This window comes from Micromonospora sp. GCM10011541 (assembly GCF_042650725.1).
GTDB lineage: Bacteria > Actinomycetota > Actinomycetes > Mycobacteriales > Micromonosporaceae > Micromonospora > Micromonospora sicca.
This window is the reverse complement of the sequence record NZ_JBHSBP010000104.1, coordinates 111070-124036: the sequence shown is the minus strand read 5'-3', so window position 1 is coordinate 124036 and position 12967 is coordinate 111070. Positions and strand designations below refer to the sequence as shown.

11 protein-coding genes are annotated in these 12967 nt (G+C 72.2%); 9 read left to right on the top strand and 2 right to left on the bottom strand.

The window, feature by feature from the left end; genetic code table 11:
- The first annotated feature begins 45 nt into the window (after positions 1-45).
- From ACFOYX_RS34955 to ACFOYX_RS34915, 9 genes are all read left to right on the top strand, one after another.
- Entirely contained in the window at positions 46-1245 is a 1200-nt protein-coding gene (locus ACFOYX_RS34955) for an FAD-dependent monooxygenase (RefSeq protein WP_322440540.1), read from the top strand.
- 277 nt (positions 1246-1522) lie between these two features.
- Complete coding sequence (locus tag ACFOYX_RS34950; RefSeq protein ID WP_109803155.1) at positions 1523-2284, top strand: ABC transporter ATP-binding protein; 762 nt, start codon at positions 1523-1525, stop codon at positions 2282-2284.
- Complete coding sequence (locus tag ACFOYX_RS34945; protein ID WP_322440541.1) at positions 2271-2963, top strand: ABC transporter ATP-binding protein; 693 nt, start codon at positions 2271-2273, stop codon at positions 2961-2963. The genes ACFOYX_RS34950 and ACFOYX_RS34945 overlap by 14 nt, the downstream gene beginning before the upstream one ends.
- Positions 2964-3005: 42 nt before the next feature.
- Positions 3006-4262, top strand: a complete 1257-nt coding sequence (locus ACFOYX_RS34940) for an ABC transporter substrate-binding protein (RefSeq protein WP_109803157.1) — start codon at positions 3006-3008, stop codon at positions 4260-4262.
- 7 nt (positions 4263-4269) lie between these two features.
- Positions 4270-5151: a branched-chain amino acid ABC transporter permease gene (locus ACFOYX_RS34935; protein ID WP_109803158.1), complete on the top strand. Its 882-nt coding sequence runs from the start codon at positions 4270-4272 to the stop codon at positions 5149-5151.
- The gene (locus tag ACFOYX_RS34930) at positions 5148-6173 is read left to right on the top strand and encodes a branched-chain amino acid ABC transporter permease (RefSeq protein ID WP_322440542.1); all 1026 of its coding nucleotides are present in this window, start codon (positions 5148-5150) and stop codon (positions 6171-6173) included. Before ACFOYX_RS34935 ends, ACFOYX_RS34930 begins: the two co-directional genes overlap by 4 nt.
- A gap of 157 nt (positions 6174-6330) precedes the next feature.
- A complete protein-coding gene (locus tag ACFOYX_RS34925; protein WP_322440543.1) occupies positions 6331-7533 on the top strand; it encodes an acyltransferase in 1203 nt (400 codons plus the stop codon).
- Positions 7534-7823: 290 nt separating this feature from the next.
- Complete coding sequence (locus ACFOYX_RS34920) at positions 7824-9392, top strand: MFS transporter (protein WP_322440544.1); 1569 nt, start codon at positions 7824-7826, stop codon at positions 9390-9392.
- Positions 9393-9403: 11 nt separating this feature from the next.
- Positions 9404-10012: a TetR/AcrR family transcriptional regulator gene (locus ACFOYX_RS34915; protein WP_377534776.1), complete on the top strand. Its 609-nt coding sequence runs from the start codon at positions 9404-9406 to the stop codon at positions 10010-10012.
- A 185-nt stretch (positions 10013-10197) separates the two neighbouring features.
- Here ACFOYX_RS34915 and ACFOYX_RS34910 read toward each other — a convergent pair whose 3' ends face one another.
- Positions 10198-12117 (bottom strand): helix-turn-helix domain-containing protein, encoded by a 1920-nt coding sequence (locus tag ACFOYX_RS34910; protein WP_322440546.1) that lies wholly within the window; start codon positions 12115-12117, stop codon positions 10198-10200.
- A gap of 14 nt (positions 12118-12131) precedes the next feature.
- Entirely contained in the window at positions 12132-12914 is a 783-nt protein-coding gene (locus ACFOYX_RS34905; protein WP_109803166.1) for a 3-hydroxybutyrate dehydrogenase, read from the bottom strand.
- Positions 12915-12967: the final 53 nt, after the last annotated feature.

Here is a 12967-nt window from a genome sequence, read left to right as displayed (position 1 = left end):
CGCCGCCGGACCGACGGTGTACGCACGATCGTTGGGAGCGCCACGGTGGACGACCGGACCGTGCTCATCTCCGGGGCCGGCATCGCCGGCCCCGCCCTCGCCTACTGGCTGCGCCGGTACGGCTTCCACCCGACGGTGGTGGAGCGCTCCGCCGGCCCGCGCCCCGGCGGGCAGGCCGTCGACGTCCGGGGGACCGCCCGCGAGGTGGTCGACCGGATGGGGCTGACCGCGCGGGTCCGCGCCGAGTGCGTCGCGGAGCGCGGAATGGCCTACGTGGACGCCCGCGGCGAGGTGACCTGCCGGATGCCGGTGCACGCCTTCGACGGCGAGGGCATCGTCGCGGAGATCGAGATCGAGCGGGGCGACCTGGCCCGGCTGCTGTACTCCGAGACCCGCGACGGGGTGGAGTACCTCTTCGACGACTCGATCGAGTCGCTGACCGAGACCGGCGACGGGGTGCGGGTCACCTTCGAACGCTCCGCCCCGCGCACCGTCGGCCTGGTGGTGGGGGCCGACGGGGTGCACTCCCGGACCCGGTCGCTGGCCTTCGGGCCGGAGTCGGCGTACGTCCGGCCGCTCGGGGCGTACCTGGCCTACTTCGGCACGCCGTACCCGGACGACGACGGCTGGTTCCTCATGCACAACGCCCCGGGCGGCCGGGTGGTCGGCACCCGCCCGACCCGGCACGGCCGGACCAGCGCGCTGTTCAGCTTCGTCTCCCCGCCGCTGGAGCTGGACCGGCGGGACGTCGCCGCCCAGCAGCGCCTCCTCGCCGAGCGCTTCGCCGACGTCGGCTGGCGTAGCCGGGAACTGCTCGCCGTCATGGCCGACGCCCCCGACTTCTACTTCGACCTGTACGGGCAGGTGCGGACGGACCGGTGGAGCCGGGGCCGGGTGGCGCTGCTCGGCGACGCCGCCTGGTGCCCGTCCCCGCTGACCGGGCAGGGCACCAGCCTCTCCCTGGTCGGCGCGTACGTACTGGCCGGCGAACTGGCCGCCGCCGGTGGCGATCACCCGGTCGCGTACCGGCGGTACGAGGAGGTGCTGCGGGCGCACGTCCAGCGGGGCCAGGAGCTGCCCGGCGGCGGGATCTCCGGTTTCCTGCCGGCCAGCCGGGCGGCCATCCGGCTGCGGGACGCGTCGATGCGGGCGATGACCTCCCGCCCGCTGCGCCGGCTCGCCACCCGGCTCTTCTTCAGCCAGGCCGAGGGTCTGGCCCTGCCGGAGTACGCCGCGACCGGGTGACCCGCGCTCCGGCCCGGGACCTCCGCGACCGGCGCGCAGTCAGGTGGCCGGGCCACATGGGAGCGCTCGCCCGGCCCGCCCACTCGCCACCGTCAATCCGCCGCGACCGGCCGTGGGGTGACGGACATGTCCGCCGACTCCGCCTCGACCGGCGGGAAAGTGTGGGGGACCGACATGGCTGGACTCGGCCGGTGCACCGTAGGTTTCCTCCACGCGACGGCCCTGTGACCACGGTCACCGACCCGGTCGTCGCCGGACACCTGCGGAGGATGTGGCGATGGCCGGGCAAGCGCTCCTGTCGGCCCGCGGGCTGACCCGCGACTTCCGGGGCTTCCGGGCGGTCGACGGCGTCGACCTGGACGTGGCGCCGGAGACCGTGCACGCCCTGGTGGGCCCGAACGGCGCCGGCAAGACCACGCTGTTCAACCTGCTCACCGGGTTCCTGCCGCCGACCGCCGGGCGGATCGAGCTGGCCGGCCGGGACGTCACCGGCCTACCGCCGGAGCGGGTCGCCCGGCTCGGCGTGGCCCGCTCGTTCCAGATCACCAGCCTCTTCCCGCAGCTCGGCGCCCGCGAGCACGTCGAGCTGGCGTTGCAGTCGTCGAGCGGGCTGGGCTGGCGGTTCTGGCGCTCGGCGAAGCTGATGGACCGCTACCGGGAACGCGCCGACGAACTGCTGGCCATGGTCGGCCTCGACGAACTGGCCGAGGCCCCCGCCGAGGCGCTCGCCTACGGGCGCAAGCGCGCCCTGGAGCTGGCCATCGCCCTCGCCCTGGACCCGAAGGTGCTGCTGCTCGACGAGCCCACCGCCGGGATGGGACTGGAGGACGTCGACCGCACCGTCGACCTGATCGCGAAGGTCCGCAAGGGCCGCACCGTGGTGATGGTCGAGCACAACATGAGCGTCGTCGGCCGGCTCGCCGACACCGTCACCGTCCTGCAGGCCGGCAAGGTCCTGGTCGAGGGCCCCTACGAGCAGGTCCGCGCCGACGAGCGGGTCATCACCGCCTACCTGGGAGCCGCTGATGCTGCGCATTGAGAACCTCTCCGCGTTCTACGGCGAGGCGCAGGTGCTGCGGGAGGTGAGCCTGGACGTCGCCGCCGGCGAGGTGGTCACCCTGGTCGGCCGCAACGGCGCCGGCAAGTCCACCCTGCTGCGCTGCGTGATGGGACTGCACCCCGGCCAGCGCGGCACGGTCACCCTGGACGGCCGGGACGTGACGCGGCTGCCGGCGTACAAGCGGGCGCGGCTGGGGCTCGGTTGGGTCCCCGACGACCGCGGCGCGTACGCCACCCTCACCGTCACCGAGAACCTGACGCTGCCGCCCCGGGTCGGCCCCGACCCGTGGCCCCTCGAGCGGGTCTACGAGGCGTTCCCCGCCCTGTACACCCGGCGCGACTCGGCGGCCACCATGCTCTCCGGCGGGGAGCAGCAGATGCTCGCCCTGGCCCGGGTGCTGCGGATGGGCGCCCGGCTGCTGCTCTGCGACGAGCCCACCGAGGGGCTCTCCCCACTGCTCGTGCAGCAGGTCGGCGACCTGCTGCGGGAGGCCAAGCAGCACGGGGTGACCGTGCTGCTGGTCGAACAGAACCTGCACTTCGCCACCGGCGTCGCCGACCGGCACTACCTGCTGGCCGAGGGACGCATCGCGGAGGCGATGGACAACTCCGAGGTCCGCTCGCGGGAGCGCGAGCTGCTGGCGTACCTCGGGATCTGAATCTTGACGGCTGACCCGCGCGGACCGCGCGGTACGAAAGGGATGGACATGCGTAGGAGCGTGGGTGTGGCCGCCGCCTCGGCGGCGGTGGTGCTGGTCGCGGGCTGCGGCGGCGGTGGGCCGGCCTCGGGCGGCGACGAGAAGCTGACCGGTGACAAGATCGTGCTGGGGGTCCTCAACGACCAGTCCGGGGCCTACTCGGAGCTTTCCGGCAAGAACTCGGTCAAGGCCGTGGAGATGGCCATCGCCGACTTCAAGGCCAAGTACGGCGACAAGGCGATCACCAAGGACATCACCGTGGAGACCGCCGACCACCAGAACAAGCCGGACGTGGCCAACAGCAAGGCCGCCGAGATGTACGACCGCAAGGGTGTCGACCTCATCCTCGACGTGCCGACCTCCTCGGCCGCCCTCAAGGTCGCCGACGTGGCGAAGGAGAAGAAGAAGCTCTACTTCAACATCGGCGCGGCGACCACCGACCTGACCGGCAAGAGCTGCAACAAGTACACGTTCCACTACGCGTACGACACGTACATGCTGGCCAACGGCACCGGGAAGACGACCACCGAGCAGGTCGGCAAGAACTGGTACATCCTCTACCCGAACTACGCCTTCGGTCAGGACATGGAGAAGAGCTTCTCCGCGGCGATCGCCCAGGCCGGCGGTCAGGTGGTCGGCAAGGACGGCGCGCCGTTCCCGAACACCACCGGGGACTACTCGTCGTTCCTGCTCAAGGCGCCCACCCTCAACCCGAAGCCGCAGGTGCTCGGCACCATGCAGGCCGGCGCCGAGCTGGTCAACGTGGTCAAGCAGTACAACGAGTTCAAGCTCCGGGACAAGGGCATCGGGCTGGCCGTGGGCCTGATGTTCATCACCGACATCCACTCGCTGACCCCGGCGGCGCTGGCCGGCACCACCTACACCGACGCCTGGTACTGGAACTTCGATCAGCAGAACCGGGCGTTCGCCGACCGGTTCCAGTCCGCGACCGGGACCCGGCCCTCGTTCGCCCACGCGGCCAACTACTCCGCGGCGATGCAGTACCTGGAGGCCGTGCAGGCCGCCGGCACCGACGACGCGGACACCGTGGTCAAGGGGCTGGAGGGCAAGGAGGTCAACGACGTCTTCCTGCGCAACGGCAAGATCCGCGCCGAGGACCACCGGGTCATCCACGACGCGTACCTGGCCCAGGTGAAGCCGCAGGCCGAGGTCACCGAGCCGTGGGACTACGTGAAGGTCCTCAAGACCATCCCGGCCGCCGAGGCGTTCCGCGCCCCGTCGGCCGACTGCAAGATGTGACGGGACGATGTCCGGTTTTGCGCAGAACACCTTCAACGGGCTGGTGAGCGGGGCGTTCTACGCCCTGCTCGCCCTCGGGCTCGCGGTCATCTTCGGCATGCTCCGGGTGGTGAACTTCGCCCACGGCGCCTTCTACATGCTCGGCGCGTTCGGGGCGTACGTCCTGCTCACCGAGGCGGGCGTGCCGTTCTGGGCGGCCCTGGTGATCATGCCGCTGGCGCTCGCCGTGCTGGGCATGGCGCTGGAGCGGGCGGTGATCCACCGGCTGACCCGGCTCGACCCGCTCTACAACTTCCTGCTCACCTTCGGCCTGACGCTGATCCTCCAGGACCTGGTGAAGTCCCGGTACGGCATCCAGTCCAGCCCGTACGCCACGCCGGCCGCGCTGAGCGGCTCGGTGAACTTCGGGCTCTTCGACTTCCCGACGTACCGGGTCTTCATCCTCGGCTTCACCGTGCTGCTCTGCGTCGCGGTGTGGTGGGTGCTGGGGCGGACCCGGATCGGCATGGTGGTCCGGGCGGCCACCGAGCGGCCCGAGCTGACCCGCGCCTTCGGCATCGACGTGGGGCGGTGGGTCACCCCGGTCTTCGGCTTCGGCATCGGCCTGGCCGGGCTGGCCGGCGTGCTCGCCGCCCCGATGCGGGCGGTGAACCCGCTGATGGGCGCCGACCTGATCATCGTGGTCTTCGCGGTGGTGGTGATCGGCGGCCTCGGCTCGATCTTCGGCTCGGTCGCCGCCGGCTTCGGCATCGGCCTGGTCCAGGCCTGGGGCGAGGCGTACCTGTCGGAGTTCCCGATCGTGTCCCAGACCGTCGTCTTCGTGGTGATGGCCGTGGTGCTGCTCTGGCGCCCGGCCGGCCTGTTCGGCCGTGAGGAGGCACCGGCATGACCAGCGCCGTCGACACCCCCGCCGACGCGGCCCGCCCGGCGGCGCCGTCCGGGCTGCTCACCGTCGCCAGAGCCCCCGGCTGGGTCCGCTACGCGCTGCTCGCCGTGGGCCTGGTGGTGGCGCTCTGGCTGCCCAACGGGCTCTACCCGGCGGTGGCGGTGGACATCCTCTGCTGGGCGCTCTTCGCCGTCTCGGTGGACCTGCTGCTCGGCTTCACCGGGCTGATGTCCTTCGGGCACGCCGCGTTCTGGGGCACCTCCGCGTACGTGACCGGGCTGGTGGCGATCCACGCCGGCCTGCCCTTCCCGGCGGCGGTGCTGGCCGGCGCGCTCGCCGCGGCGCTGCTCGCGGTGCCGATCGGCTACCTCGCGGTCAAGCGCACCGGGATCTACTTCGCGATGGTCACCCTGGCCTTCGCGCAGCTGGTCTACTACGTGGCCAACGAGTGGCGCTCGGTCACCCGGGGCGAGAACGGCCTCCAGGGCGTGCCCCGGGAGTTCTTCGGGACGGACCTGAGCGACGACTACTACTTCTACTACGCGATCCTGCCGATCGTGCTGCTCGGGCTGGCCGCCGCCTGGCGGATCGTGCACTCGCCGTTCGGCCGGGTGCTGGTCGGCATCCGCGACAACCCGGCGCGCGCCCGGGCGCTCGGCTACCCGGTGCACCGGTACAAGCTGACCGCCTTCGTCCTCTCCGGCTTCATCGCCGGGCTGGGCGGCGGGCTCTTCGCCGTCAGCCACCGCTTCGTCTCCCTCGACGTGCTGCACTGGACCACCTCCGGCAAGGCGGTGATCGTGGTCGTGCTCGGCGGCATCGGCACGCTCTGGGGCGGGGTGCTCGGCGCGGCGGTGGTGGTCCGGCTGGAGGACTGGCTGTCGTTCTCCGGATTCGAGGCCATCGGCCTGGTCACCGGCGGCATCTTCGTCCTCGTCGTGCTGCTGTTCCGGCGGGGCATCTGGGGCACCGTCGCCGACCTGGCGCGGCGGTGGGGAGTCGGCCGGCGCAGGGCCGGGGGCTAGCCCGTCCAGGCGGTGGGGCTGGGGGCTGGCGCATCCAGCCCCACCGTGGTCGGCCATCCATGTAACGGATTGCAGCCACTCGACTACGGTAAGCGACGGAGCCGCCTGGGGGTCGTTACCCGCGGGGACGGCAGCCCCGACTAGGATCCAGCTCACTATGACCCTGCAGCGCATCCGCGAACACTATGAGGCGTCGATGACGCAGGCGATGGACGAGCGCGCAATCGCAGCGCAGCCGACTGAGCCGGTGCAGCCCAGCCAACGCGTGGACCTGCCCCGGCAGACCGCCGCGGAGACGCCGGCCGCCGGGAGCGCACCTGTCGGGCGGCGGCCGCGCCTGCTGGTCCTCGACGGACTGCGCCTCGGCGCGGCGCTCATGGTCGTCGCGTACCACCTCGTCGGTGACAAGATCGGCGTCTGGGAGCCCTCCGCCGCGACCACATTCGGCCCGCTGCACTCCATCGCCAAGTACGGCTTCCTCGGCGTGCAGCTCTTCTTCGTCATCAGCGGCTTCGTCATCTGTATGAGCGCCTGGGGCCGCTCCGTCGGTGACTTCTTCGTCTCCCGCGTCGTGCGGCTCTACCCCGCCTACTGGTTCGCCGTCCTGGCGGCTGCCGCCGTGCTCGTGGCCGTGCCGAGGGGGGTCGACCTCAAGGTCCGCGAAGTGGTGGGCAACCTGACGATGATGCAGGAGTTCCTCGGCATCCGGCATCTCGACCTGTCGTACTGGACGCTCACCGTCGAGATGATCTTCTACATCCTCTTCGCCGTCCTCGTGGCGCGCGGCCTGACCTACCGCGGCGTGGTCGCCTTCTGCGCCATCTGGACCATCGCCTCGCTGATCGTGCCGAAGTTCGGCAACGCAGGGCTCACCAACGTCGTGGCGGCCGGCTACTCCAGCTACTTCATCGCGGGCATCGCCCTCTACCTCATCTACCGTTTCGGCCCCAACCTGCTGCTGTGGTCGATCGTCGGCCTCTCCTGGTTGATCGCGATCACGCGGCTGCCCGCCCTCGCCGAGGCCCGCGACGTCTCCCTCGTGCCGACGGTCGTCATCGTGACGGCGTTCGTCCTGGTGATGGCGGCGGTCGCCCTAAATCTCTTCTCCTGGGTGAAGTGGCCCTGGGTCGCGACGGCCGGAGCGATGACCTACCCGCTCTACCTCATCCACCAGACGGTCGGGCTCGCCGTCATCGACCGGCTCCAGGACCACGTGTCGCCGTGGCTGCTGGTCACCGCTCTGATTGCGGCCCTGCTCATTGCCGCGTGGCTGATCCACCGCTTCGTCGAGCGGCCTGCTGCTCGCTGGATGAAGCGGCAGCTCAACGACTCGATGCGCCAGTTGCGGACGACCCGCTGACGCTGCGGCGTCCGGTCCCTGGGTCGACGCCGCCCCTGTCGCTGGATGGAGGCGACGGGGACGTCACTCGCGGGCGGCGGTCCGGTCGAGTGGGAACTCGAGCACACCATGCGGAATCACCGGGTGCCGGCGGCCGGGCGGGCCAACACGGCCGACGTGGGCGCCGTGAGCTGGGACACAAACGATACGAGCCGGTTCCGTATCGAAACCCCTTCACCTAGGCTCGGCAGCGTTACGAGTCTGCCCCGTATCGTATTTCGACGCGGGGGAAGCCGGGGGGAGAACCGGACATGGAACCGCACGAGAACACCGGACACCCGAGGAGGTGGGCGATCCTCGGGGTGCTGGTGATCAGCCTCCTCGTGGTCGTCCTCGACAACACCATCCTCAACGTCGCGCTGCGCACCCTCGCCGACCCGGTGCACGGCCTCGGGGCCAGCCAGGGCGAGCTGGAATGGGCGATCAACTCCTACACGCTGGTCTTCGCCGGCCTGCTGTTCACCTTCGGGGTGCTCGGCGACCGGGCCGGCCGCAAGCGCTTCCTCGTGGCCGGCCTGGTCGTGTTCGGCCTCGCCTCGCTGCTGTCGGCGTACGCGCAGAGCCCGGCGCAGTTGATCGGCGCCCGCGCCCTGATGGGGGTCGGCGGCGCGGCCATCATGCCGGTCACCCTCTCGATCATCTCCAACGTCTTCGACCCGCGCGAGCGTGGCCGGGCGATCGGCGTCTGGGCCGGCGCGGTCGGCCTCGCCGTGGCGATCGGCCCGATCCTCGGCGGCGCCCTGCTGGAGCACTACTGGTGGGGTTCGGTCTTCCTGATCAACGTGCCGGTGGTGGTGATCGGCGTAGTGCTGGTCGCCGTCCTGGTGCCCGAGTCACGCGACCCCAACCCGGGCCGGGTCGACCTGCTCGGCGTGCTGCTCTCGGTGGTCGGCCTGGTCGCGCTCACCTACGGCATCATCGACGGTGGCGAGCACGGCTTCGACCGGCCGCTGGTCTGGGCCTCGATCGTCGGCGGCCTGGCCGTGCTGGGCTGGTTCATCTCCCACGAGCTGCGCAGCGCCCACCCGTCGCTGGACGTCCGGCTGTTCCGGGTGCCCCGCTTCGCCGCCCCGGTGGCGCTGGTCGGGCTGGTCTTCTTCGCCGCCATGGGCGTCATGTTCTTCAACGCCTTCTACCTGCAGCTGGTGCGGGGCTACAGCCCGCTGGAGACCGGTCTGCTCTTCCTGCCCTTCGCCGCCGCGCAGCTCTTCTTCGCGCCGCAGAGCGCGGCGATGGTCCGCCGCTTCGGCGGTCGGGCGGTCGCGGTGGTCGGCCTCGTGCTGACCGCGGTGGCCCTCGGCGCGTTCGTCTTCGTCGACGAGGTCACGCCGATCTGGGTGGTCCTGGTCCTGACCTTCATCCAGGGCACCGGCATGGCGAACATCATGCCGCCGGCGACCGAATCGATCATGTCGGCGCTGCCCCGGGAGAAGGCCGGCGTCGGCTCGGCGGTCAGCAACACCGTCCGGCAGGTGGCCGGCGCGCTGGGGGTCGCGGTGCTCGGCTCGGTGCTCTCCGCGGTCTACCGCGAGGACATCGCCTCGGCGCTCGCCGGCCTGCCCGCCCCGGCCCGGGATGCCGCCGACGAGTCCATCTCCGGCGCGTACGCGGCGGCGGCCCAGCTCGGGCCGGCGGCGCCCAAGCTGATCGCGTCGGCCAACGACTCGTTCGTCGCGGCGATGCACTGGGCGGCCGGGCTCTCCGCGGTGGTGGCCGCGCTCGGCATCCTGATCGCGCTGCGCTGGATGCCGGGTCGCCCGGCGGCCGGCCCGACCGAGGCTCGACCGGCCGTCGAGCCGGAGTTGGCCGGGACCGCCTAGGCTGGGCGACAATGTCTGACATGACTTCCACCGCCGATGCTCCGCGGTCGCCCGGGCGACCGCGGAGCCTCCGCGCGGACGAAGCCATCATCGAGGCCACCCTCGACCTGCTCGCCGAGGGCAGCAGCATCGAGACGCTCTCCATCGAGGCGATCGCCGCCCGCGCCGGGGTCGGCAAGGCCACCATCTACCGGCGCTGGCCCGGCAAGGACGCCCTGCTGATCGACGCGCTACGCCGGCTCAAGGGCATCCAGCCGCAGCCGGCCGGCCACTCCGTCCGGGACGACCTGGTGCTGCTGGTCGGCGCGGTCGGGCACAACATCGACCCCCGGGCCGCCAAGATCATGCCCTGCCTGGTGCCCGAGGTGAACCGCAGCCCGGACCACTTCCAGCTCTACCAGAACATCATCGAGCCCCGGCGGAAGCTGATGCGCGAGGTGCTCCGGCGCGGCGTCGCCACCGGTGAGCTGCGCGCCGACCTCGACATCGAGCTGACGATGGCGCTGCTCACCGGGCCGATGCTGATCCAGCGGCTGCTGCGCTGGCATCCCGAGCTGGACGACCGGATCCTGCCCGAGCGCATCGTGGACAACGTCCTCGACGGCATCCGGACCCGCTGAACCCACTCGGCCGACCGGGCGCGACTCAAGATCTGCCAGATCGCCGAGGTAGGGGTGTCCGAAGGCCCCGGATGCCGCCAGGTCACCGACCTGGAGTGGATCATCGACGGTTCACCCCACATCGGCGATATGGCGGTCGGGTCCGGCCTGCGGCGTGGTTCGGGTCCCGGTCGCCGCAGGCCGGGTCAGCCGGCGGGCGTACGCAGGCGGTGCAGGCGCAGCGCCAACTGCACCTCGAGGGCCCGCTCCGGCTTCTGCCAGTCCGCGCCGAGCAGCTGCCCGACCCGCTCCAACCGTTGGGTCACCGTGTTGACGTGCACGTGCAGCAGCTCCGCCGCCCGGGCCAGGCTGCCGCCCACCCCGAAGTACGCCTCCAGCGTCTTCACCAGCGCGGTGCCCCGCCGGGCGTCGTAGTCCACCACCGGCCCCACGGTGGTGCTGAGGAAGCGGGCCACGTCCCGATCGCCGGAGTCGCCGACCGCGCCCAGCAGCAGCCCGACGAAGCCCAGCTCCGCCGTGCTGGCCCCCTGCCCCGAGCGGCCCAGCGCGCCCAGCGCGGTCAGGCAGCGCTCCGCCTCGGCGAAGGTGGTGGCCAGCGACGTCGGACCGGCCGACGGCCCGCTGGCGCCGGCGGTCACCGGGCGACCGGTCACCCGGGACAGGTCCCGGGCCACCGCCCGGGCGCTGCCCCCGGCGTCCCGCCCGGGCAGCATCAGCACCACCCGGCCGTCCCGCGCCGCCGCCAGCCCACCCCGGGTGGAGGCGTACGTGGTGGCCCAGGAGAGCACCCGCTGCCGGGCGGAGCCGGTCGCGGCGATCGCGTCGTCGCCAACGGCGACCAGCACGTGCGGGGCGTCCAGGTCCACCCCGAGCCGGCGGGCCCGGCTGCGCAGCGCGTCGGCGTCGCGCAGCGGCCGGGCGATCAGGTCGTCGAGCAGCTCACCCCGGACCCGCCCCTCCGCCTCGGCGACGGTCCGGCGGAACAGCAGCAGCAGCGCGGTGACCAGCGCGGCGCGCTCCAGGATCCGCTGGTCCGCGTCGACCAGCTCGCCGTCGGGGCGCAGCACCAGCGCGCCCAGGTTTTCCGCGCCGGCCACCACCGCGGCGTACCAGAGCGGGCCGCGGCGCACGCTGCGCCCCTCGGTACGCGACGCGGCCACCGCCTCCACCATGTCGGCGCGGTCCGGCTCGGCGATCTGCCCGACCCGGGCGAGCTGACGGCCCTCGGCGTCCAGCGCCAGCAGCGCCCCGCCGAGCACGTCGGTCACCGCGGCCGCCACGTCCTCCACCCCGCCGCCCCGCAGCACCAGCGCGGTCATCCGGTCGTGGGCCGCCGCGGCCCGCTCCACCGAGCTGCTGTGCGCCCGGATGGTGCTGTTCGCCGCGGACAGCTCCGCCAACGCCGAGCGGGTCTCCGCGAGCAGCCGGGCGGTGTCGATCGCCACCGCCGCGTGGGCGGCGAGCGACACCAGCAGCGACACCTCCTCGCGGGCGAACGGTCGGGCCGACCGGTTCGCCGCGTACAGCACGCCGATCACACTGGAGCCCAGCCGCAGCGGCACGCCGAGGATGGCCACCAGGCCCTCCTCGCCGACCCCGCCGTCGATCTCCCCGGTGTGCTTGAACCGTTCGTCCTCCTGATAGTTCGAGGTGACGTACGGCGTGCCGGTCTGCGCCACCAGACCACCCAGCCCGTCGCCCATCTCCAGGCGCAGCCGCTGGAAGCGCGCCGAGATCGACCCGTCGGTGACCCGCATGTACGTGTCGCCGCGCTCGTCGTCGTTGAGCGTCATGTACGCCACGTCGGTGCCGAGCAGGATCCGCGCCCGATGCACGATCGCCCGCAGCACGTCGTCCAGGTCGCGCAGTCCGGCCAGGTCGCTCGCCGTGTCGTACAGGCCGGAGAGCTCGATCTCCCGGCGGCGCCGGCGCTCCAGCAGCGCGCGGACCCGCAGCGCCACCACCTTCGCCTGCTCCAGCTCGGCGAGCCGCTCGGCCGGCAGGCCGGCGGCCCGGGCGGCCACCAGCGGCCCCTCGAACTCGACCGCGGCGGCCTCCCGGGCCAGTAGCTCAAGGAACTCGACCGGCGACGACATGAGCGACATTGTGCGCGACGCCACTAGTTGGCCGTCCAGCCCCCGTCGAGGGCGATCGAGGCGCCGGTGATGAAGGCCGCCGGCGGGGAGCACAGGTACGCCACCAGCTCCGCCACCTCCTCCGGCTCGATCAGCCGCTTGATCGCCGCCCGGGCCAGCATGATCTTCTCGACCACCTCGTCCTCGTCGATCCCGTGGCTGGCGGCCTGGTCGGCGATCTGGCTCTCCACCAGCGGCGTGCGGACGTACGCCGGGTTGATGCAGTTGGCCGTCACCCCGTGCGCGGCGCCCTCCAGCGCGACCACCTTCGACAACCCCTCCAGGGCGTGCTTGGCGGACACGTACGCCGCCTTGTACGGCGACGCGCGCAGCCCGTGCACCGAGGAGATGTTGACGATGCGGCCCCAGCCGTTGGCGTACATGTGCGGCAGCATCCGCCGGATGAGCAGGAAGGGCGCTTCCACCATCACCCGCTGGATGTACTCGAAGCGCTCGGTGGGAAAGTCCTGCACCGGCGCGACGTGCTGCAGCCCGGCGTTGTTGACCACGATGTCCACGTCGGCGTCGAGCCGGTCCACCGCCGCCGCGTCGGCCAGGTCGATCCCCTCGGCCCGACCCCCCGCCTCGGCGGCCACCGCCTTGGCCGCCTCCACGTTGCGGTCCACCACCAGCACGCTCGCGCCGGCCGCCGCCAGGCGCAGCGCGCAGGCCCGGCCGATGCCGCTGCCACCACCGGTCACCAGGGCGCTACGACCGGAGAGGTCGACGCGTACGACGTGGGGGACCGCCACGGGTTCTGCCGTCATGGCGCAAGAAGTTACGAGCTGTGTGGCCGGTGGCACATGGGGCGGCGGCACAT